General features: G+C 68.9%; 15 protein-coding genes. 10 read left to right on the forward strand and 5 right to left on the reverse strand.

What is annotated here, in order from left to right; genetic code table 11:
* Positions 1-2,567 (forward strand): MGH1-like glycoside hydrolase domain-containing protein (locus E8A74_RS26815; RefSeq protein WP_170229390.1); only part of this gene is annotated, 2,567 nt, incomplete at its 5' end.
* Positions 2,568-2,913: 346 nt separating this feature from the next.
* Here E8A74_RS26815 and purU read toward each other — a convergent pair.
* A complete protein-coding gene (purU, locus tag E8A74_RS26820) occupies positions 2,914-3,810 on the reverse strand; it encodes a formyltetrahydrofolate deformylase (RefSeq protein WP_136931930.1) in 897 nt (298 codons plus the stop codon).
* Between the two features lie 175 nt (positions 3,811-3,985).
* Between purU and gpmA the strand changes: the two genes are divergently transcribed.
* A complete protein-coding gene (gene gpmA / locus E8A74_RS26825) occupies positions 3,986-4,732 on the forward strand; it encodes a 2,3-diphosphoglycerate-dependent phosphoglycerate mutase (protein WP_136931931.1) in 747 nt (248 codons plus the stop codon).
* 7 nt (positions 4,733-4,739) lie between these two features.
* Here gpmA and E8A74_RS26830 read toward each other — a convergent pair whose 3' ends face one another.
* Entirely contained in the window at positions 4,740-5,561 is an 822-nt protein-coding gene (locus tag E8A74_RS26830; protein WP_136931932.1) for a PAS domain-containing protein, read from the reverse strand.
* A 152-nt stretch (positions 5,562-5,713) separates the two neighbouring features.
* A complete protein-coding gene (locus tag E8A74_RS26835; protein WP_232379759.1) occupies positions 5,714-8,044 on the reverse strand; it encodes an ATP-dependent helicase in 2,331 nt (776 codons plus the stop codon).
* A 154-nt stretch (positions 8,045-8,198) separates the two neighbouring features.
* On the opposite strand from E8A74_RS26835, the gene E8A74_RS26840 reads away from it, so the two are divergent.
* The 5 genes from E8A74_RS26840 to E8A74_RS26860 all read left to right on the forward strand — a co-directional run bounded on the left by E8A74_RS26840 (position 8,199) and on the right by E8A74_RS26860 (position 13,655).
* Positions 8,199-10,313, forward strand: coding sequence for a D-alanine--D-alanine ligase family protein (locus tag E8A74_RS26840; protein ID WP_170229391.1), 2,115 nt, complete (start codon positions 8,199-8,201; stop codon positions 10,311-10,313).
* Positions 10,314-10,398: 85 nt separating this feature from the next.
* A complete protein-coding gene (locus E8A74_RS26845) occupies positions 10,399-10,698 on the forward strand; it encodes a hypothetical protein (RefSeq protein WP_136931935.1) in 300 nt (99 codons plus the stop codon).
* Between the two features lie 68 nt (positions 10,699-10,766).
* Positions 10,767-12,080 (forward strand): serine/threonine-protein kinase, encoded by a 1,314-nt coding sequence (locus E8A74_RS26850; protein WP_136931936.1) that lies wholly within the window; start codon positions 10,767-10,769, stop codon positions 12,078-12,080.
* Between the two features lie 28 nt (positions 12,081-12,108).
* Positions 12,109-13,098 (forward strand): hypothetical protein, encoded by a 990-nt coding sequence (locus E8A74_RS26855; RefSeq protein WP_136931937.1) that lies wholly within the window; start codon positions 12,109-12,111, stop codon positions 13,096-13,098.
* A gap of 158 nt (positions 13,099-13,256) precedes the next feature.
* Positions 13,257-13,655 carry a response regulator gene (locus tag E8A74_RS26860; RefSeq protein ID WP_136931938.1) on the forward strand — a complete coding sequence of 133 codons (399 nt, stop codon included), beginning with the start codon at positions 13,257-13,259 and terminating at the stop codon, positions 13,653-13,655.
* A 541-nt stretch (positions 13,656-14,196) separates the two neighbouring features.
* Here the strand turns inward: E8A74_RS26860 and E8A74_RS52725 are convergent.
* Positions 14,197-17,226, reverse strand: a complete 3,030-nt coding sequence (locus tag E8A74_RS52725; RefSeq protein WP_170229392.1) for a hypothetical protein — start codon at positions 17,224-17,226, stop codon at positions 14,197-14,199.
* A gap of 212 nt (positions 17,227-17,438) precedes the next feature.
* Here E8A74_RS52725 and aspS point away from each other — a divergent pair, with 212 nt between their 5' ends.
* The 3 genes from aspS (at position 17,439) to E8A74_RS26895 (ending at position 20,679) form a co-directional block, all read left to right on the forward strand.
* Complete coding sequence (gene aspS, locus E8A74_RS26885) at positions 17,439-19,244, forward strand: aspartate--tRNA ligase (RefSeq protein ID WP_136931939.1); 1,806 nt, start codon at positions 17,439-17,441, stop codon at positions 19,242-19,244.
* Between the two features lie 263 nt (positions 19,245-19,507).
* Positions 19,508-19,789 carry a hypothetical protein gene (locus E8A74_RS26890; RefSeq protein ID WP_136931940.1) on the forward strand — a complete coding sequence of 94 codons (282 nt, stop codon included), beginning with the start codon at positions 19,508-19,510 and terminating at the stop codon, positions 19,787-19,789.
* A gap of 95 nt (positions 19,790-19,884) precedes the next feature.
* Complete coding sequence (locus tag E8A74_RS26895; protein ID WP_136931941.1) at positions 19,885-20,679, forward strand: hypothetical protein; 795 nt, start codon at positions 19,885-19,887, stop codon at positions 20,677-20,679.
* Between the two features lie 39 nt (positions 20,680-20,718).
* Here the strand turns inward: E8A74_RS26895 and E8A74_RS26900 are convergent, their stop codons facing one another.
* Complete coding sequence (locus tag E8A74_RS26900) at positions 20,719-21,126, reverse strand: RNA polymerase sigma factor (protein ID WP_136931942.1); 408 nt, start codon at positions 21,124-21,126, stop codon at positions 20,719-20,721.
* Between the last annotated feature and the right edge of the window lie 95 nt (positions 21,127-21,221).

The following is a 21,221-nucleotide window of genomic DNA, read 5'->3' on the forward strand; positions in this document are numbered from 1 at the left end:
GGAGCGGCGGCGGCGGCGGGAGCGGCGGCGGCGGCGCGGGCGGGAGCGGCGGCGGCGGCGGCAGCGGCGGCGGCAGCGCGGTATGTTTGCCGCCTGCGGGGACGCCGGCGTCCGGGACGGGCACCTGGTACGACGCGCCGAACCAGGCGTCGGTCGTCGTGCAGGACGCGGCGAGCTGCGCGCGGACGTACGTGCTCTCGACCACGGGGCCGCTGCGCGACGACAACCCGGCGAATCCGCGGACGATCACGGAGGTGCCTGGACAACCCGTGCTGCGGACGGGGCACGACATGCTCGACGCGCTGTATGCGCTGGCCGTGGAGGAGGCGCGCGAGTGCTCGGTCTCGGCGATCAGCGATTATGCGTTCAATGGCGGCAATCCCCTCCCCTGCCCCCCAGGCGGCTGCTTCGAGACGGGGCGGCTCTGGAAATACGTCTGGACGCGGGACACGTCGTATTCGGTGGCGCTCGGGCTCTCGCTGCTCGATCCGACGCGGGCGAGAAACTCGATGGAGTTCAAGACGAGCCAGCGGCGCGACGGGACGAAGCGCGAGATCGTGCAGGACACGGGGACGGGCGGGAGTTATCCGATCTCCTCGGACCGCGTGGTGTGGGCGATGGGCGCGTTCGAGCTCTTGAAGCACCTCGACGGCGCGGAGCGGACGGCGTTCCGGGACCTCGCGTACGAGGCGATCACGAATACGGCCGAGCGGGATCGGCTCGTGGTGTGGGACAAGGCGGACGGGCTTTATCGCGGCGAGCAATCGTTCCTCGACTGGCGCGAGCAGACGTATCCCGGGTGGGTCGCGACGGATACGGCGCAGATCGGGATGAGCAAGGCGCTCGGGACGAACATCGGGCACCTCGTGATGCTCGGCGTGGCCGTGAAGCTCGCGGAGGAGAAGGGGGACGCGGCGGCGAGCCAGAAATACGCGGGCTGGGCGACGGCGCTGCGGGACGCGATCCGGGCGCGGCTCTTCTTGCCGGAGCGGCAGATGTATTCGACGTTCGTGACGACGTACCTCGATCCGGCGCCGACGCTGCAATACGATCTCCTGGGTTCGGCGTTCGCGGTGCTGTTCGACGTGGCGACGAAGGCCGAGGCGGAGGAGATCGTGGCGCGGTATCCGCACCTGCCGAAGGGCCCGCCCGTGATCTGGCCGCAGCAGCAGGGGACGCGGATCTATCACAACCGCGCGATCTGGCCGTTCGTGACGGCATTCTGGGCGAAGGCGGCCGCGAAGGCGGGCAACGCGGACGCGATCGACAACACGGTGCGCTCGCTCGTGCGCGGGGCGGCGCTGAACCTCTCCAACATGGAGAACTTCGAGGCCGTGACCGGGGCGAACTGGAAGGACGAGGGGCCGACGAGCGGGCCGGTGGTCAATTCGCAGAGGCAGCTCTGGAGCGTGGCCGGGTTCGTCGGGGTCGTGCACGACGTGATCTTCGGGCTCGAAGCGACGCAGACGGGACTCCGGTTCGCGCCGAAGATCACGCGGGGGCTCCGGAATACGCTCTTCGCCGGCATGGATGAAATCACGCTGTCGGGCATTCGGTACAAGGGGAAGCGGCTCTCGGTGAAGGTCAAGCTGCCGGCGGCGTCGGGCGACAATGGCGTGCTCGACGTGACGGCGGCGCGGCTCGACGGGCAGGACGTGGGGACGGGCTTCGTGGACGCGGCAGCGCTCGGGCAAGACAGCGTGTTCGAGATCGAGCTCGGCGCGGGCGCAGCGTCGACGAAGGGGATCACCGCGCTCGGGGACGCGGAGATCGCCGATTACAAGAACGTGTTCGGCCCGCACACGCCCTCGATCACGAGCGTCGGGATCACGAACGATCGGGTGTTGCTCAATTTCTCGGTGACGGAGAATGCGAACGACGTGACGCTCAACGTGTACCGTGACGGGACACGGATCGCGCAGGACCTGCCCGGAGGCACGACGTCGTACGTGGACACGGGGAGCACAGAGCACACGACGAAGACGTATTGCTACACGGTGGAGGCCGTCTACAAGACGTCGGGCAACGCGTCCCAACGCGCGCGGCCCTGGTGTTACTGGGGGCCGAGCAATGCGCGGATCCAGTCGTTCGGCGCGCAGCAGAACTTTTCAGCGACGGGCGGGACGCTCGTCTTGAACCACGGCCGCTGGCATTACGAGAACTGGGGCGATCCCGGGCATACGATCACGGTGACAAACGTGACCGCGAAGCAATCGGGGCGGCATCTGCTCCAGGTGACGGCAGGCAACGGCGCAGGCGATTACACGACGGGGATCACCTGCGGCGTGAAGGCGATCGAGGTGTGGGACGGCGCGACACTCGTGGGCAGCGGGCAGCTCACGATGCCGCACCTCGCGACGTGGGACGACTGGCGTGATTCGAATTTCGTGCCGGTCGACCTCGTGGCCGGAAAGACCTATTCGATCGTGATCCGGGAGGATACCGGGTCGGGCAACATGAGCGACTTCGCCCATTTCGCCTCGTACAACGGCATGGGCGGCCAGAGCGGGCGCTTCAACAAGGTGAACATCTCGGAGCTGAAGGTGCTCGCGATCGGCTTGCCTTGAGCCACTGCGCCGGGGCGCTGCCCCGGACCCCGCGGGGGCTGTCCGCCCCTCGACCCGGACCAGGCACGGCCTGGACCGAAATGGAAGAACTGCGCTCCGCGCAGTTCTTCCAACGGGCCGGTGGCAAGACTGTAGAGGTACGTCTCGAGCCAGCGACGGGCACGTGGCCCGTTGAGCCCGCAGCGCTGCCGTTTTGGTTGGCAGGATCGTCGCCGATCTTGCCACCGGCTGTTCGATGAACTGCGCACTGCGCAGTTCATCGTCCTGGGTCCAGCGCCTCGCTGGTCCGGGTCCAGGGGTGGACAACCCCTGGTCGGGCCCGGGGTGAAACCCCGGCGCTACGCCCTCAGAGCACGATCGTCCGCCGCCCCTCGACGATGACTCGTCGTTCGAGGTGCGCGCGGACGGCGCGGGAGAGCACGACGCGCTCGACGTCGCGGCCGGTGCGGGCCATTTCGTCGGGGCCCATGGCGTGTGTGACGCGTGCGACGTCTTGCTCGATGATGGGGCCTTGATCGAGGTCCTTCGTCGCGTAATGGGCGGTGGCGCCGATCATCTTTACGCCGCGCGCGTGGGCCTGATGGTAAGGCTTGGCGCCCTGGAAGGCGGGCAGGAAGCCGTGGTGGATGTTGATGACGGGCGGCGCCTCGTTCAGGAATTCCTCGGTGAGGACCTGCATGTAACGGGCGAGCACGACGAGATCCACGTGGTGACGCCGGCAGAGCTCCAGGATTCGCTTTTCTTGCTCGCGTTTCGTGTCGGCTGTCACGGGCAGGCAAAAGAACGGAATGCGGAAGCTCTCGGCGACGGGCTCGAGGGTGGGGTGGTTCGAGAGGACGAGCGGGATCTCGCACGGCAATTCGCCGGAGCGTTGCCGGAGGACGAGGTCGTAGAGGCAGGCCGGGTCCTTCGTGACGAGGATGGCGACGCGCTGCACCTGGTCGCCGTACCGGACGGACCAGGTGGCCGAGAGGGTTTGCGCGAGGTCGCCAAAGGCGCGCTCGAGGGCGGCGCGGGTCGAGGAGCCACCGAGGGCCGCGCTCGCGGCGGGGGCAGAGAGGCCCGAGACGTCGACGACCATCCGCATGAAGAACCGCGGGCCGCCCTCGACGTGGACGTCGGTGTGGTTGCCGGCGTCGATGATGTTGAGGCCGGCGGTGTAGAAGAAGCCGGCGAGGCGCGCGACGAGGCCAGGCTGATCGGGCGCGGCGACGAGGAACGTGGCGTGGACGGTGGAGCTCATCGGGTCGCCTCCGTTAGTCGAACGACGGCCCGAAGGCGAGCGGGATCGACGCGGCGCGGCGCGGCCCGGCGTTCCCTCGGGACGAGACGCTTGACGCCGGACGGAGGGCGCGCGATGCCCCCCGAGCGGCCCCGTTGTGAGGCCGGATGGTAGCTCTCTGAAAGGGAAGAACGCGATGCACAAGCTCGTCCTCCTCCGCCATGGCGAGAGCCAGTGGAACAAGGAAAACCGCTTCACGGGTTGGGTCGACGTGCCGCTCAGCGAAAAGGGCGTCGAGGAGGCGCGCGGCGCCGCGCAGATGATCGCGGCCGAGGGGCTCACGTTCGACGTGGCGTACTCGTCGGTGCTCAAGCGTGCCATCAAGACGCTGTGGATCGTGCTGGAAGAGCTCGATCGGATGTGGATCCCCGTCACCGAGAGCTGGCGGGTGAACGAGCGGATGTACGGATCGCTGCAAGGGCTCGACAAGGCCGAGACGGTGGCGAAGCACGGCGAGGCGCAGGTGAAGGTCTGGCGCCGGAGCTACGACACGCCGCCGCCCGCGATGACCGAAGACGACCCGCGCTGGCCCGGGAAGGATCCGCGATATGCCTCGCTCCGCAAGGAGGAGATCCCGGGGAGCGAATCGCTCAAGGACACGGTGGCGCGGTTCCTGCCGTTCTGGGAGTCCGATATCGCGCCGGCCATCCGGAGCGGCAAACGCGTGATCATCGCCGCACACGGCAACAGCCTGCGCGCGCTGGTGAAGCACCTCGACGGGATCTCGGATTCGGAGATCGTCGAGCTGAACATCCCGACGGGCGTGCCGCTGCTGTACGAGCTCGACAAGGATCTGAAGCCGATCTCGCGCCGGTACCTCGGCGACGAGGAGGCGGCGAAGGCAAAAGCCCAGGCCGTCGCGAATCAGATCAAGGCGCGATAAATCGCTGTCAACGCCGCGGCGATCCTCGTCGCAATGCGAGCGCCCGTGACAATCCCTGTTTCAGGGTGGCGCAGGTCGCCATTGCACCGAGATCGAGGCCTCCTTCGACGAAGGTGCGGGCGGATTCCGCGCTGATGCCGACGAGGATCGTGCGGCAGCCGAGCAGGGCGAGGGCGCGCACCGCGCGGACGAGCAGCTCGGCCCCGGCGGCGTCGGGCAGGCCTGCGCCTGTGATGTCGATGAGCACCGTCTCCGTACCGCGCTGGCTGACGGCGGCGAGAATGCTCTCGATGGCGTGCCCTGCCCGCCCCTGCGAGAGGGCGCCGACGAGCGGTAATAGCAAAATGCCCTCCCATATTTCGAGCACGGGCACGACGAGGCCGTCGATGACGCGCTCCTGCGCCGCGATGATGGCTTGTTGCCGCGCGGCTTCGGCTTCGAAGAGATCGGTCTGGCGGGCGTGCTCCATCTGGTCGGTGATATCCATGATGAGCCCGTAAAGCCCTACCACGGCCTGCGACGCGTCGCGAACTGGCACCTTGCGTGTCCAGAGGACCTTGCGCTTGCCATCGCCGAGCGAGATCGTCTCCTCGTTGAGATCGGGCCGGCCTGTCTCGAAGACCATGTCGTCGTGCTTCCAGAACACGTCGACCTGATCGGGCGGGAAAAAATCAGGGTCGCTTCGGCCGCGGATCTCTTCGGAGGGCCGGCCGAGGAGCTCGCAAAATGCGCGATTGAATGCGACCCACCGGTGCTGCCGATCCTTGAAAAACATCGGATCCGGCATTCCGTCGACGAGCTCTTGGAGCAGGCTGGTCTCGGTGCTCATCGTTGCCTCCCTCGCTGGAAAACAGTGGCGCTACGGTTCCACCGTACACCACGTCGTCGCGTTCTCGCGAGCGCAAGCAAGGATATGGACACCGCATTGCAATGCGTTACGAAAGGTAACGCGTCAGGGCCCTGTGTTGACCGTGACGGGGGTTACTCGGTGCGGAGGAATCGTGCTTTGATTCGCTTCACGCCCCAGCCGGAGAACTTGACGGTGGCGATCGGGTCGTCGCCGGGGTCGACGTCGATGATGGCGCCGACGCCGAACTTCTCGTGCATCACGCGTGCTCCGCGTGCGAGGCCGCCCTCGCTGGAGGCCTCGCCTGGCTCGCGCTCGATGTAGCGCTCCCCGGGGGCGCGTGCGGGCGTGGACGGGGAGCGCGTAGAGAAGGAGCGTGCGGGCGCGTCGCTGCCGCGGTCCATGGGATGCGACCAGGGCCCGCGCGGACGCGCGGGTTCGTCGCGGTGCCCGTCGCGGTAGCCGTCGCGGAAGGAGCGCTCGCTCGACGCCGCGGCCGTCATGAGGGGCTTTACGGAGGCGACGGGGAAGTCGGTAATGAAGCGACTCGGGACGCCGAAGCGCGTGTTGCCGAAGATCATGCGTCGCGCCGTGTGCGTGACGAAGAGCCGCTCGCGGGCGCGCGTGACGGCGACGTACGCGAGGCGGCGCTCCTCTTCGATGTCCTCGTTGCGCTTGGGATCCGGGCCCTTGAAGGGAAAGAGCTCGTCCTCCATGCCCGTGATGAAGACCGTATCGAACTCGAGGCCCTTGGCCGCGTGCACGGTCATCATCGAGACGCGCGGCGCGTCTTCGAGCGCGTCGATGTCGCTCGAGAGCGTGACGCGCTCGAGGTAGCCGGAGAGCGTGCCGACCTGGCCCGCTGCCGCGGCCTCGGCCTCGTAATCGAGGATGGAGCCCACGAGCTCCTGGAGGTTCTGCTTGCGCGCGTCGCTCTCGGCGCTGTCGTCCTCGTCGAGCATCCGCGCGTAGCCCGTGCGTTCGAGGACCTCGCGCGCGAGGTCGCTCGGCGGCGCCGAGGCGGCTTTTTCGCGCAGGCCTTCGATGAGATCACGGAAGGCGAGCAAGCTCTTCTTCGCGGCCGTGCCGAGGCCGCCGCGATCCGTGAGGGGGAGGATCGCCTCGTAGAGCGGCACGTTGAGCGCGTTCGCGACCTGCGTGAGCCTGTCGAGCGTGGCGCCGCCGATCTTGCGCGCAGGGACGTTGATGATGCGCTCGAGGTCGACGTCGCTCTTCGGGTTGTCGAGGATGCGCAGGTACGAGAGACCGTCCTTCACCTCGGCGCGCTCGAAGAAGCGCATGCCGCCGACGATCTGGTAGGGGATGCGCTCGGCGCGCAGGACCTCTTCGAGCACGCGGGACTGGGCGTGCACGCGGTAGAAGATCGCGACCTCGCCGAGCGGGACGCCACGGGCCTGGGCCTCGCGGACACGCTCGGCCACCCACGCGGCCTCGTCGTGCTCGTTCTGCGCGGCCACGACGACAACGGGCTCGCCGGGGTCGCGCGCGGTCCAGAGCTCCTTCGGCTCGCGATCCTTGGCCGGCTTGATCACGCCGAGCGCGGCCCGGACGACGTTGCCCGTGGACCTGTAGTTCTGCTCCAGCTTGACGATGGCGGCGTCGGGGAAGTCGCGCCGGAAGTTCCGGACGATGCGGACGTCGGCGCCGCGCCAGCGGTAGATGCTCTGGTCGTCGTCGCCGACGACGCAGAGGTTGCGGCTCGCGGCGAGCGCGCGCACGAGGCGGTACTGCACCTGGTTCACGTCCTGGAACTCGTCGACGAGGACGTACCGGAAGCGCGCGCGGAGATCGTCGCCGGCGAGGCTCTTCGGGTCCTCGGCGATGCGGAGGACCGAGAGGATGAGGTCGTCGAAGTCGACGGCGTTCGCCTTGCGGAGGTAGCGCTCGTAGCCCTCGTAGACCTTGAGGATCGCGTCGTCGAAGAAGCCCTGCGGCTCGAAGGCGTCGGGGCCGCGGCCCTCTTGCTTCTCCTTGTGGATGCGCGAGAGGACCTGCCGCGGCGGGTAGCGCTTGTCGTCGAGCGAGAGCTCCTTCAAGACCCGCGCGACGACTGCGCGCTGGTCGGAGTCGTCGTAGATGACGAAGTTGCGCTCGAGGCCGGCCGCGTCGTGGAAGCGGCGGAGCAGGCGCGCGCACGTCGCATGGAAGGTGCCGATCCAGAGCTCTTTGGCGATCTCGTCGCCCGCGAGGCTCGCGATGCGGCGGCGCATCTCGCCGGCCGCCTTGTTCGTGAACGTCACGGCGAGCACGCGGTACGGGGGCACGCGGTGCACGGCGAGCAGGTTCGCGATGCGGTAGGTGATGACGCGTGTCTTGCCGCTGCCCGCGCCCGCGAACACGACGAGCGGGCCCTCGGCGTGGGCCACGGCCCGCGCCTGGGGCTCGTTGAGCTCGTCCGCCGGCTCGGGGAACGCCGGCGGAGGAAAGGCCACCAGATCCGTCACGGAGGGGGCCGTAGCACGTGGCTCCGCGCGATGGGAGGCCCATACGCTTGACGCAGGGACCGTCCGCCCGCACGACACACTCCCCGAGCCACATTTTCCCTTCGAAAAGCTCGCGACATCCTCCCTCTCCTTCGGCACCCTCCTTTTCAAACCGATGCGCATCGCGCTCACCTACAATCTCAAAATCACGGGCTCCCCCGAGGAGGCGGAGTTCGACAGCCCAGCAACCATCGACGCGATCGAAGGGGCCCTCGTGCGCGCAGGCCACGAGGTCGAGCGCGTCGAAGTCTCCGGCCCCGCCTCCCGCGTCATCGCGCGGCTCGAATCGATCTCCCCGGATCTCGTGTTCAACATGGCCGAGGGGCACAAGGGCAAGACGCGCGAGGCGTTTTACCCCGCGCTCTTCGACGAGCTCGGCTTTCCGTACACGGGCTCGGACGCGTACACGCTCTGCCTCACGCTCGACAAGGCGCTCACGAAGCGCACGCTCGCGGGCTTCGGCGTGCCGACGCCGCGCGCGCGGCTCGTGACGCGCGTGGCGATCGAGAGCGGCGCGCTCGACGACGTCACGTTCCCGGTGATCGTGAAACCGAACTTCGAGGGCTCCTCGAAGGGCATCTCGGGCGATTTCAGCGTCTGCGAGGACGGGCACGAGCTCGCCGAGGTCGTCGACCGGCAGCTCGCGCGCTACCCCGCAGGCCTGCTCGTCGAGCGCTTCCTGCGCGGCGTGGACGTGTCGTGCGCGTTCGTCGAGGGACTCGGCAGCGACGGGGTCCTGGATCCCGTGGAGTACGTGATCGATCCTCGGTACTCCAACCTTTACAACGTCTACGATTTCCACCTGAAGAACGTGCGGCCCGAGCACGTGACGTCGCGCGTGGCGGAGCTGCCGGTGGCGGTGCTCGATCGCATCCAGGCGCTGACGCGCAGGATCGTGCGGGCGCTCGATCTCAAGGACCTCGGCCGCTGCGAGTTCCGCGTGGCCCCGGGGTCGCCCCAGACTGGCTACGACATTCACTTCCTCGAGGTCGACGCGCTGCCCTCGCTCGATCCGAATGCGGCGATGTTCGTCGCGGCGAAGAAGGGCGGCTTCGACTTCGACGGCGTGATCCGGTCGATCGTGCGCAGCTCGTGCAAGCGTCGGGGGATGTCGCAGTTCATCGACGGCGCGCCGCAACGCCGCGCGAAGAAGGCCACGCTGCGCGTGGGCTTCACGTTCAACATGAAGCGCGACGGCGGGGACGCGGAGGCGGAGTTCGACTCGCCGCAGACGATCGAGGCGATCACGAACGCCATCGAGAGCTTCGGCCACACGGTGATCCCGCTCGAAGCCAAGCCGGATCTGCCGCACCGGCTGCTCGCCTCGCAGCCCGACGTGGTCTTCAACATCGCCGAGGGCGTGCGCGGCCGCGGCCGCGAGGCGCAGGTGCCCGCGATGCTGGAGCTGCTCGGCATCCCCTACAGCGGCAGCGATCCGACGACGCTCTCGCTTTGCCTCGACAAGGGCCTGACGAAGCAGATCCTGCGCGCCTCGCGGATCGAGACGCCCGAGTGGCAGGTGCTCACGACGGGCCGCGAGAAGCTCAAGCCCTTCCGCTACCCGGTGATCGTCAAGCCGAACGCGGAGGGCACGTCGAAGGGGATCACCGGCGCCTCCGTGGTGCCGGACGAGGCGAGCGCGCGCGCCGCGGCGAAGCTCATGGTCGAGCGCTACGGGCAGCCGGCGCTCGTCGAGGAGTACATCGACGGCCGCGAGTTCACGGTGGGCCTGCTCGGCGATCGGCGCCCGCGGGTCTTGCCGCCGATGGAGGTGGTCTTCGTCGATCCGCCCGAGCACCCGGTCTACGGCTTCGAGGAGAAGCAGATGGGCACGACGCGCGTGCGCTTCGAGTGCCCGGCGAACCTCAGCTCGGCGGAGCTCAAACGGATCGAGAAGATCACGCGCGAGACGTTCCTCGCGCTGCACTGCCGCGACGTCGCGCGGATCGACCTGCGCATGGCGAAGGACGGCACGGTGTACGTGATCGAGTGCAACCCGCTGCCCGGGCTCACCCCGGATTTCAGCGATCTCTGCGTCATCGGGAAGGTCGCGAGCATGGACTTCCGGACGCTCATCGGCGAGATCCTCGCCGGCTGCATCAAGCGGTACCGCGGCGAGCGCGCCGCAGCCGCCCCGCCTCTGGCGCCTGTCTCGACCCCGACCCCGGCGCACGGGCTGCTCCCGCTCCTCACAACGGGCACGGGCCCCGTGAAGGCCAACGGGTCCTGATCGAAGCGTCCGTCCCGACTGGCCGGTCTTCAGTCGCGCACGTCCTGCACACCGACCCGGCCTGCGCCTTGCGTGGGGCGCGGGCATGGGATCTTCGGCCCGCTGTCGGTTCTCCCTGCTCGCGCTCGCGTGGGGCCTCGCCGCGTCGGCCGTGGGCTGTGGGCGCGGCGCCGCGCAACGCGCGGCCGAGGCGCCGCGCGCGCCCGAGCCGCCCACGTATGCCGTGGTGATCCCGCCGGGGACCTATTTTCCCGACTGGCCCTCGTTGTCCTTCGATGGAGAGCCGGAGTACGACGAGACGCGGTCGATCGAGATGCGAGCGGCGCTGCCGCCGCAGGGTCCCGCGGCCCAGGTGCCGATGCGGATGAGCCGCGCGCCGCGTTAGATCGGTCGGAACCACGCACGGGGTGTTTCCCGTTTCCACGTGTCGTGGTTTAGACTTTGGTCTCCGCCGTGAGACCCCCTGAACCCGAGCTGCAGAGCGTGAGGCCGAGCCCCTGGGCGCCGGGCTCGATCATCGGGGGGAAATATCGCCTCACCATGCCGATCGGGGCCGGCGGCATGGGGCAAGTCTGGCGCGCCGAGCACACGTCGCTCGGCACGACCGTGGCGGTGAAGCTCGTCGATCTCGCGTCGTCGCAGAACCCGCAGGAGACGATGGCGCGGTTCCTCCACGAGGCGCGCGCGGCGGCGAGGCTCAAGAACGAGAACGTGGTCCAGACGATGGATCACGGCGCGCAGGGGCACGTCGCGTACATCGTGATGGAGCTGCTCGAAGGCGAGAGCCTGGCGAAGCGGCTCACGCGCACGCGTGTGCTGCCTGCGTCGGACGCGGTGCGGATCTTCCGCGAGATGGCGCGCGCGCTGGAGAAGGCGCACAAGCAGGGGATCGTGCATCGCGATCTCAAGCCGGAGAACGTCTTCCTCTCCGTCGAGGAGGGCCGCGAGGTCGTGAAGATCCTCGACTTCGGCATCGCGAAGACGGCCGACGGCGGCCACGATCCGCACCTGAAGACACACGCGGGCACGGTGCTCGGAACGCCCGCGTACATGAGCCCGGAGCAGGTGCTCGGCAAGGACATCGATCCCCGCTCGGATCTCTGGCAGCTCGCGATGATCGCGTTCGAGTGCGTGACGGGCGTGCGGGCCTTCTCGGGCAGCACGCTCGGCGAGCTCTTCATGCGGATCTGCTCGGCGCCCTTGCCCGTGCCCTCGCAGGTCGCCCGGAACGTGCCGCCCGGCTTCGACGCGTGGTTCGCGCGCGCGGCGCAACGCGAGCCGAAGGACCGGTTCCAGTCCGCGCGCGAGCTCGCCGAGGGGCTCTCGCTCGTGCTCTTGCGCAGCCAAGGCGGAGGCGCGGCCACGGTGCCGCTCGGCTCGATGGTGCAGTCGGGCCGGCCTGAGCCGACGGGGCGAAACACGGCCTGGTCGCGCGGCGCCTCGAACCCGAGCTCGCGGCGCGCGCTCACGATCGCGCTCGCGGTGCTGCCGGTGCTGCTCATCGGCGTCGTCGGCGCCGTGTGGATCGTGAAGGGCCGTGACCCAGACCCGCCGGCCCCGGCGCCCTCCGCGCTCCGCCCCGCCGCGAGCGTGCTCCCTCCCGCGAGCCCGCCGAGCGCCGCGACGAGCGCCGCGCCAGACATGCCCATCCCGGCGACCGCCGCGACGAACGACGCAGGCGCGCCGCCCGCGCCCGACGCGGGCGCAGGCCCGAAGATCCGCACCGGGACCAAGACGAACACGAAGGAAGACGTCCTCGGCTTCTAGACGGACGACCCCGAGCCCTGACGAACCGATGAACCGCCCTCCCTCGAAGCCCACGCGAGCGCCCTTCCGGACGTGCCTGCCGCTCGCCTTCGCCGCGCTCACGTGGCTCGCGCCGGCCGTGAGCTCGGGGCAGGACTTCGCGACCCGCAGCGCCGCGCGCAAGCTCGGCGAGGAGGGCATCGTGCTCTTCGACAAGGGCCAGTACGCCGAGGCGCTCGAGAAGTTCAACCTCGCCGATCAGCTCGTCCCGGCGCCGACGCTCGGCCTGCGCGCGGCGCGGAGCCTCGTGAAGCTCGGCCGCCTCGTCGAGGCCACGGAGCGTTACCTCGCGGTGACGCGCATGGATCTCTCGCGCACGCAGGTCACGCCGGCGTTTCGCAAAGCACAGGCCGACGCGCTCAAGGAGCGCGAGGAGCTCTTGCCGCTTCTGCCGAGCCTGACGATCGAGGTCACGGGGCCTCTGGGCGATGGCATCACGGTGTTCGTCGACGGCACGCAGATCCCGCTCGCGCTGGTCGGGCAGAAGCGCCCGATCGATCCGGGGCCGCACGAAGTCGAGGTTCGTCGCGGCGAGACGAAGGTGAAGAAGAAGGTCGACCTCGTCGTGAAGCAGACGGAGAAGGTCGTGCTCGTGCTCCCGCCGCTGCCGAAGCCGAAGCCGCCGGAGCCGGATCCGTTCTGGAGGACGATCGCCTGGGTGGGGATCGGCGTCGGCGCGGGCGGCATGGTGGCGTTCGGGGTGACGGGCGGGCTCGCGCTTTCGAAGCAGCAGGAGCTCGAATCGAAGTGCCCGAACCGGACGTGTTCGCCGGAGTTCCACGCCGACGCGGACTTCTTCGATGCGCTCCGCTACGCGACGACGGCGGGCCTCGTGGTCGGCGTGATGGGGCTCGGCGTGGGCGTGCCGCTGCTCATCGCGGGCCCGACGCAGGCTCCCAAAAAGGACGCGAAAAAGGCCGCGTTCACGTGGGCGCCCGTCGTCGGGCTCGGCACGGCCGGCGTGCGCGGGACGTTCTGAGCGGCGCCTACGGCGAGATCGCAGAAGTGCAAAGCCGGCGCGCGCCCGCCGTTTAGCCCTGCAAGACGTCCTGGACAAAGGGGCCAAAGAAACCCCTTTCCTTTCGGGTATTTCCAGCGACTCCAGATCATGGACCGCTCCTTGCAACAGGGGTATTCATGCCCCGCGTTTTGATCATCGACGACGACCCGACCTTCGGCCAGCGTGCCGTGCGTTGCCTGGAAAAGGCCGGCATGCGGGCGCGTTTTCACGAAGGTCCCTTCGGCAGCCTGCACGCGGTCCGCGAGACGGGCTGCGAGATCGTGCTCGTCGACGTGGACATGCCGCGCCTCGACGGCGGTCTGCTCGTGAAGATGATCCGGGATGCATTCGGGCTCGGACAAACCCGGATCATGCTGGTCGGAGACAGGTCGGACCCGGAGCTCGCCGATCTCGCGGTGAGCGTAGGCGCCCACGGGTACGCCTCGAAGGGCGTGACGGACGCAGAGCTCGCCGGGCGTGTCGCCGGGCTCGCCCAGCGAAGGAATTCGCGGCGGCCGACGCCGGCCATGGGCTGAATCGACCGACGGTTGGTTGTTCGACGATTGGTTTTCCCGGCCGGACAATTCTCTCACACGCCGGACAATTCTCTCACACGCCGGACGATTCCCTCACTCGCCGGACGATTCCCTCACCCCAGCCCCTCTCCCTCGCGGGCTGAGCATTGGTCTCATCGCAAGCCGTCGCGCCGGGGCGCTGCCCCGGACCCCGCGGGGGGCTGTCCGCCCCCTCGACCCCGGACCAGGCACAGCCTGGACCGAGGGTTGAAAAACTGCGCCCCGCGCAGTTTTTCAAACGGGCCGACGAAGAACCCAGGTTGCCAGCAGAACCCGCAGCGCGGCTGTCTCGGTGGGCAACGTCGCTGCTGGTCTTGACCGGGCCTGTTCGATGAGCTGCGCCCCGCGCAGTTCATCGAGCTTGGGTCCAGCCCCTGGCTGGTCCAGGTGCAGGGGCGGACAGCCCCTGCTGGGGCCTGGGGCAAAGCCCCAGCGAAGCGACTTCATGAGATGAGACCAATGCTCAGCCCTCGCGGGAGAGGGGTGAGATGAGTTTTTTCGACTAGAACCCGGCGCGCCGCGTGCGCAGGCGCCGCGCGAAGGCCGCGAGGCCAAGCACGAGGCCGAGGGCGCCCGCAGAACCCGCGTTGCCACGCGTGGTGCCCGCGGCACGGCAATCGCAGCCGCCGTCGTCCACAGGAAGGCCGCCGCCCGCGCCGGCCGAGCCACCCGTGCCCGTGCCGCCGCCGTCGCCACCCGCGCCGCCGCCGCCGCCCGCGCCGCCGTCACCACCCGCGCCGCCCTCGCCCGTCTCGCAGATGCCCGCCTCGCACCGGCCGTCGGTGCAAACCGTGCCGTCGGCCATCACGCCATCCGCCGGGCAATCGCTCATCGTGCCGTCGCAAAGCTCCGCCACGTCGCATTCCCCTGCCGCCGCCCGGCATTCCGCGCCCGCCACGGCGAGCGCGTCGACCGGGCAATCCACGGTCGCGCCGTCGCAGCTCTCGGCCACGTCGCAGAGGCCGATCGCCGCGCGGCACACGGTGCCGGCGTTCGACACCACGTCCGCCGGGCAATCGTTCGACGCGCCGTCGCACGCCTCCGCCGCGTCGCATCCGCCCGCCATGCCGCGGCACTCGGTCCCCGCCGCGACCTTCGCGTCCGCCGGGCAAGCGCCGTTCGCGCCGTCGCAGCTCTCCGCCGCGTCGCAGCCGCCCGCCGCCGGGCGGCACGGGGTCCCCGCCGGGACGAGGTTGTCGCCCGGGCAGAGCGGCGTGAACCCGTCGCAGATCTCGTCGATATCGCACGCGCCCACGGCCGCGCGGCAGACGGTGTTGCCCGCGGCGTACGCGTCCGCCGGGCAATCGTTCGACGCGCCGTCGCACGTCTCCGCCGGATCGCAGCCCCCGAGCGAAGCGCGGCATTCGGTGTTCGCCGCGACCTTCGTGTCGGCGGGGCAGGCCGTGTTCGTGCCGTCGCACGCCTCGGCCACGTCGCAGGCGCCGCCCGCCATGCGGCACTCGGTGCCGGCCGCGGAAGGCGTGCAGGTGCCCGCCGCGCCCGCGAGGTTGCAGGCCTGGCAATCGCTCGCCGCGCCGCCGCCGCACGCCGTGTTGCAGCAGACGCCGTCGGCGCAGAAGCCGCTCGCGCAGTCCTTGCCGATCTGGCAGGCCTGCCCATTGTCGAGCTTGTTCTGCGGCGTGAACAGGTATGCGCCGCCGCTGTTCGCGGCCGCGCCGCTGTGCGCCTCGGCGCCGACGAGCGCCCACGAGCCGCTCACGCCGACGGAGTGACCGAATTGCGCCCCGATCCCGGCGTCCGCGCCCGTGATCTTCTTCTCCTGGGCCCACACGCCCGCGTTCCGCAGGAACACGTACGCCGAGCCGGTCGACTGCGGCTCGTCGTACCGCGCGCCGATGACCGCTGTGTCCCCGACGATCGACACGGAATGCCCGAACTGATCCCCGCCGTCGCCGTCCACGGCCAGGATCTGCGCCTGCTGCGCCCATACGCCCATCGCGCGCGTGTACGCGTACACCTTGCCTTGCGAACCGGCCGCGAGCGGAGCTGCGATGAGCGCGGTGTCGCCCGCGACGGCGACCGAGTAGCCGAACCAATCGTTCGCCTTGCCGTCGGGCGGGGCGAGCTTCGCTTGCTGGGCCCAGGCGCCGGAGGTCCGGAAAAACACGAACGCGGAGCCCGAGACCGAGCCATTGTCGTCGTCGCCGTACGCGCCGACGACGATGGTATCGCCCGAGATCGCGACGGACGTGCCGAACTCGTCCTGGCTCGCGGCCGCCGCGCCCGCCGTGAGCTTTCCGCCTTGTGCTGCAAACGTGGTCGCGCCCTTCAGGTAGACGTAGGCCGATCCGGAATCGGTGTTGGGGGCGGTGTCGTCGAAGGGCGAGCCAACGACGAGCGTCGTGCCCGAAAGGGCGACCGCCGAGCCGAACCTGTCGCCCGACGCCACGTCGGCCGCGATGATCTTCTGGAGCTGCGTGAAATTCGAGCCGAACGCCGTGCGCTGGAAGACGAAGACCGCGCCGCGGCTGGCGTTGTCGAGCGGGGCGCCGACCGCGATGATGTTGCCGGAGATGGCCACGGTGCGGCCGAACCGGTCGCCGGCCGTGAGCGTGGCGTCGCCCGATTGGAGCCGCTGCGTCTGCGTCCACGTGTTGTTCCCGGCGTTCCGGACGAACACGTACGCCGAGCCCGCGTCGGCGTTGGCGGCGATGTCGTCGTCCGGCGCGCCGATGACGGCCGTGTCCGCGTCGATGGCCACCGCATACCCGAAGGCGTCGTCCGCGGCCCCGTCGCTCGCCAGGAGCTTTTGCGCCTCGGACCATACGATGGGGTCGACCACGATCGGATAGATCGCGCCCGTGTCGTCGACGTGAATGGAGAGCCGCCCCTCCGCGGCCGAGAGGTACGACGGGAGCACGCGGCCCTTCGCGTCCGTGACGTGAAGGTCGGTGTAGCGGAGGATCACCTCGCCGGCCTCGTCGCGCAGGAGCGCCGCGTCCGCCTCGGCCGTGAGCTCGGGCAGGAGCCCCTCGGCGCGCATCTGGAGCGTCACGGCTCCGCCGCCGTCCTCGCGGCACGCGGGCCGCTTCGCGAGATCAAAGCCCTGCTCCAGGCCGAGCGGGCCATTCAAATACCACTCCACGACGTCACCGCGGCGATATTCGGCGCGATTGCCGCTCGCCTCGGGCGAGGCCTCGGCGGCCGGCGTGAGGTCTCCCTCGCAGCCCACGGCGTCGAGGGAAAGCTCGAACGGGCGATCCGCGTGCGCGTCGACGGCGACCCGCACGCCCGCCGCGGAGAGCTCCGCGGAGAGGCCCTGCGCCGGGTTTCGGGCGGAAATCGCGCCTTTCGCGCCGCGCTCCAGGCGATACGCGGGGGAGGCGTCCTTTTGCACCGCCGCCACGTAGGCCGCGCGCAGCCCCGCGTGATCCACCGCTTCCGCTGCTGGGGGCGCCTTCGCCTGCGCTGAAAGGGAAGCATCCCCCGATTGCGGACCCCTGTCGTCCGCCCCGCACGCTGCCGCGAGCGAGACCGGAAGAGCAAACCACCATCGCTTCGCTGCCAACATTCTGCACCCCGTCTCGTGAAGGGAAAAAGCTACACTCTGGACGAGCGGCCATGTTACCAAAGCCGCCCTTCCAGAGCGAAGCCTTACGGCGCGACGGGTCCGCTTTGCCCCCGTGAGCGTTCCGGGGCTGCGTTGGGAGGGTCACGAAAAAGCGACCATGCGAGCTGCCTGGCCCGTTGATGTGGCGGCGTGAGCGACTATGCTGCGCCGCCATGTCGGAATTTTTGGTGGACAAGAAGCGCACGCACTCGTGCAACGCGCTGCGCACGAGCGACGTTGGCAAGGACGTCGTGCTGATGGGCTGGGTGGCGCATCGCCGGGACCACGGCGGCCGGGTGTTCATCGATCTGCGGGATCGCGAGGGTCTGACGCAGGTGGTCTTCGGCCCGGAGATCGGGAAGCAAGCGCACGAGCTCGCGAGTGAGCTGCGCTCGGAGTACTGCATCGGCATCGCTGGCAAGGTGGTGACGCGCGTCTCGTCGGGCGGGCAGCCCAATCCAAAGCTCCCGACCGGCGAGGTCGAGGTGAATGCCGAGACGCTCCACATCTTCTCCCGGTCGGAGACGCCGCCCTTCCTGATCGAAGACGACATCGACACGCGCGAAGAAATCCGGCTGAAGCACCGCTACCTGGATCTGCGCAGGCCCGCGCTGCAACGAAACTTCCTGGTGCGCTCGAAGCTCTACCGCGCCGCGCGTGATTACTTCCACGGCGAGGGCTTCACCGAGCTCGAGACGCCTTTCATGGTGAAGTACACCCCCGGCGGCGCGCGGAACTTCCTCGTCCCCTCGCGCCTGAATCCGGGCAACTTCTATGCGCTCGCCGAGTCGCCGCAGATCTTCAAGCAGCTCTTCATGGTCGCGGGCTTCGAGCGATATTTCCAGATCGTGCGTTGCTTCCGCGACGAGGACCTCCGGCTCGATCGCCAGCCCGAGTTCACGCAGATCGACGTGGAGATGTCCTTCATCACGGAGGAGGACATTTACACGACGATGGAGGGCCTCATCTCGCGCGCCTGGAAGGACGTGCTCGGCGTGGAGCTCCCGCGGCCGTTCCGGCGGATGAGCTACCGCGAGGCGATGCTCAAATACGGCTCCGACAAGCCCGACCTTCGCTTCGGGCTCGAGCTCGCCGATCTGACGGAGGTCCTCGGCCCGCTCGAAGGCGGCGGCGTGCCGCTCTTCAAGACCGCGCTCGAGCAGAAGGGAATCATCAAGGCGCTGCGGATCCCCGCGAAGGAGGCCGCGTCGCTTTCGCGCACGGAGGCCGACAAGCTGGAGGAGTTCGTGAAGGGATTCGGCGCGCGGGGCCTCGCGCGCGCCCGCGTCGGCGAGGGCGGCGAGTGGACGCAATCGCCGCTCAGCAAGACAGTGACGCCCGAGGCGCGGGCCGCGGTGAACGCAGCGCTCGGCGCCGGGACCGGAGACCTGCTGTTCTTCCAGTTCGGCTCGTTCAAGCTGGTGAACGCGGTGCTCGGCGGCCTGCGCCTGCACCTCGGCCACAAGCTCGGCCTCATCCCCGAGGGGCAGTGGCATTTCCTCTGGGTCACCGATTTCCCGATGTTCGAGCAAGCCGAGAGCGGGCAATGGGTCGCCGCGCATCACCCCTTCACGTCGCCGAAGCCGGAGCACGTGCAATACCTCGGCACGGACAACGGCCGCGTGGAAGCGCGCGCCTACGACCTCGTCCTCAACGGCAACGAAATCGCAGGCGGCTCGATCCGTATCCACCAGCGCGAGGTGCAAGCCAAGGTCTTCGCCTCGCTCGGCCTCTCCGAGGACGATTTCCGCGCAAAGTTCGGCTTCCTCCTCGACGCATTCAAGTACGGCCCGCCCCCGCACGGCGGCATTGCCTTTGGTCTCGATCGCCTGACGATGCTGCTCTGCAATGCAAGCAGCCTGCGCGACGTCATCACGTTCCCAAAGACGCAAAAGGGAACGGACCTGATGACGGACGCGCCGACCGGCGTCGCCCCCGAGCAGCTCGACGAGCTCGGCGTGCAGGTGAAGAAGGTCTGAGCAGGGATCGCGGGGCGTCGCCCCGCACCCCGAGAAGGGGGCTCCCCGCCCCCTTCACCCCGGCCAGGCACGGCCTGGACCGATGGCGGAGAACCCGCGCGATGCGCGGGTTCTCCGACGGGATGACGAGATAAGACGATAAGCCTCTCGCCTGGAGAACGGAGCGAGGACGTCCGTCGAGGAAGGACGTCGCCGTTTCGCGGCGGCGCCCGCACGCTAGCGGTTGGGTTCGAAGGGCCGCTATCCTGAGGGCGGGAGTTCGAATGCGCCGTGATCTCTTCGTCCCGCTCCTGCTGCCTTTGGCCATCGTCATGGAGGACTCGCCTGCGCATGCGCTGGAGTTCCGTGTCTGTGTCAAGCCGCCGGACGTCCCGCCCGGCCTGACCCAGTGGGCCTATGAGCAGGGGTCGGCGACGGTGTGGACCACACGCAGCCGGGTGGAGTTCGCGCGGAAGGTCGAGGGGCGCGCCACCTATATTTTTGACCCTCATGCCCCGCCCGAGAGCGTGCGCATGACCATTGCAAGTCAACAGGAACAACAATGAGGACCAGGGCACGAATTTTATTTGATAGCCATCGTATCCCAGGGGGAGAGCAAACCATCCTTTCTCCGGCGGGCTGCGGGTCCGATGTCGCCAAGGTGCACGATTACACGGCTCTACGGCAGGTCACGGTCGAAGTCATCCTCGATGTCGAGGACCCCCGTCTGCCGCTCTTGCAAAAGCTTCTCCTCGCGTACAAAATCGACTGGCTGGAGCACCGCTGGGACGAGTACACGGACGAGGAGTACGAGGCCGCGCCCTTGATCGTCGTACAGGCGCTGTCGGAGAACCACGTCGTCGGAGGCCCACGCTTCTACACGGAGTACGATCTCTCGAACGCCTGCCCGGCGTGTGGCGCGGGGATGCGACAGACCGGGACGTACATGCTCGATGGCGAGGGCTCGAGCATCGTGGGGCTCGGCCGATTTCGCGCCGTGTCCAGCTACAGCGAGATCATCGTCGACCAGCCGCTCGCCGAGACGCTCGCGCGCGCGAACCTCGCGGGGCTCTCCCTTCGGAGCGTGTACGCGATCCAGCCGGACGAGGTGCCGATGGAGCTGATCTGGCGGCAGCTATGGGCGTCGCACACCCTGCCCCCATTGTCCCCGCGCTCGACCGGGATCGACTTCGACAGCGCATGCAAGACCTGCAGGCGCGGCAAACTCGACTCGACGAGCCCCGTGCGTTTCGCCTACCGCGCAAAGGACCTCGAAGGGGCCCAGGACGTGAACCGCATGTGGGAGCACTTCGGATACGTTCGATGGAACGGCGACCTGAAGACGGCCGTCTTGTGGCAACCGTACTTCGTCGTCACCCCCAAGGTCTGGCGCATCTTCCGCGACGCGGGCGTGACCGGGTTCCAGTGGCTGCCTATCCGCGTCGTTGAGGAGTGACGCGGGCGAGGAGCGGAGACGGAGGCGCGAGCGGGAGCGTCAGCGGGGGATGCAGAGCGCGGCGCGGTTGCGGGCCAGTTGCAGGCGGGCGTAGGCGGTGTTCAGGCGGATGCCGAGCGCTCGGGCAATCTCCAGCATCGAGCGGCCCTCGATCTCGTAAGCCACCAGCACAGAGGCGAGCTTTTCGCCGAGCTTCTGGATGATCTTCCAGAAAAGGCGGGCCGCGTCCATGGCCTGCGTCATTCGCGGGTGGACCCGAGGCTCGGGAAGCTCGCCCGGGAGCGATTCAAAGCGATTCCGCGCGAGCTTGAGATGGTTCGCCGCGCGATAAAGCGCGATCGTGTAGAGCCAAGCCCGCGCTTGCTCGCCCCACACGAATCCGTCACGCCGACACCAGGCGATGAGGAAGACCTCTTGCACGAGGTCGTCGACCTCACGCGCCTCCACACGGCCATGCTCGACGAGGACAGAACCAAAAGGGGAGCGTGAGCGCCTGAGAACAGGCGGTTAGCTCTGATAGTCGTCGAACACAGCCCTGCATA

This window comes from Polyangium fumosum (assembly GCF_005144585.1).
GTDB lineage: Bacteria > Myxococcota_A > Polyangia > Polyangiales > Polyangiaceae > Polyangium > Polyangium fumosum.

What these genes read in the sequence shown, in the direction of transcription:
- E8A74_RS26890 (WP_136931940.1), top strand. Translation starts at nt 19,508, where the DNA reads ATGCGCCGTGATCTCTTCGTCCCGCTCCTGCTGCCTTTGGCCATCGTC.
- gpmA (WP_136931931.1), top strand. Translation starts at nt 3,986, where the DNA reads ATGCACAAGCTCGTCCTCCTCCGCCATGGCGAGAGCCAGTGGAACAAG.
- E8A74_RS26845 (WP_136931935.1), top strand. Translation starts at nt 10,399, where the DNA reads ATGGGATCTTCGGCCCGCTGTCGGTTCTCCCTGCTCGCGCTCGCGTGG.
- E8A74_RS52725 (WP_170229392.1), bottom strand. Translation starts at nt 17,226, where the DNA reads ATGTTGGCAGCGAAGCGATGGTGGTTTGCTCTTCCGGTCTCGCTCGCG.
- aspS (WP_136931939.1), top strand. Translation starts at nt 17,439, where the DNA reads ATGTCGGAATTTTTGGTGGACAAGAAGCGCACGCACTCGTGCAACGCG.
- E8A74_RS26855 (WP_136931937.1), top strand. Translation starts at nt 12,109, where the DNA reads ATGAACCGCCCTCCCTCGAAGCCCACGCGAGCGCCCTTCCGGACGTGC.
- E8A74_RS26830 (WP_136931932.1), bottom strand. Translation starts at nt 5,561, where the DNA reads ATGAGCACCGAGACCAGCCTGCTCCAAGAGCTCGTCGACGGAATGCCG.
- purU (WP_136931930.1), bottom strand. Translation starts at nt 3,810, where the DNA reads ATGAGCTCCACCGTCCACGCCACGTTCCTCGTCGCCGCGCCCGATCAG.
- E8A74_RS26840 (WP_170229391.1), top strand. Translation starts at nt 8,199, where the DNA reads ATGCGCATCGCGCTCACCTACAATCTCAAAATCACGGGCTCCCCCGAG.
- E8A74_RS26860 (WP_136931938.1), top strand. Translation starts at nt 13,257, where the DNA reads ATGCCCCGCGTTTTGATCATCGACGACGACCCGACCTTCGGCCAGCGT.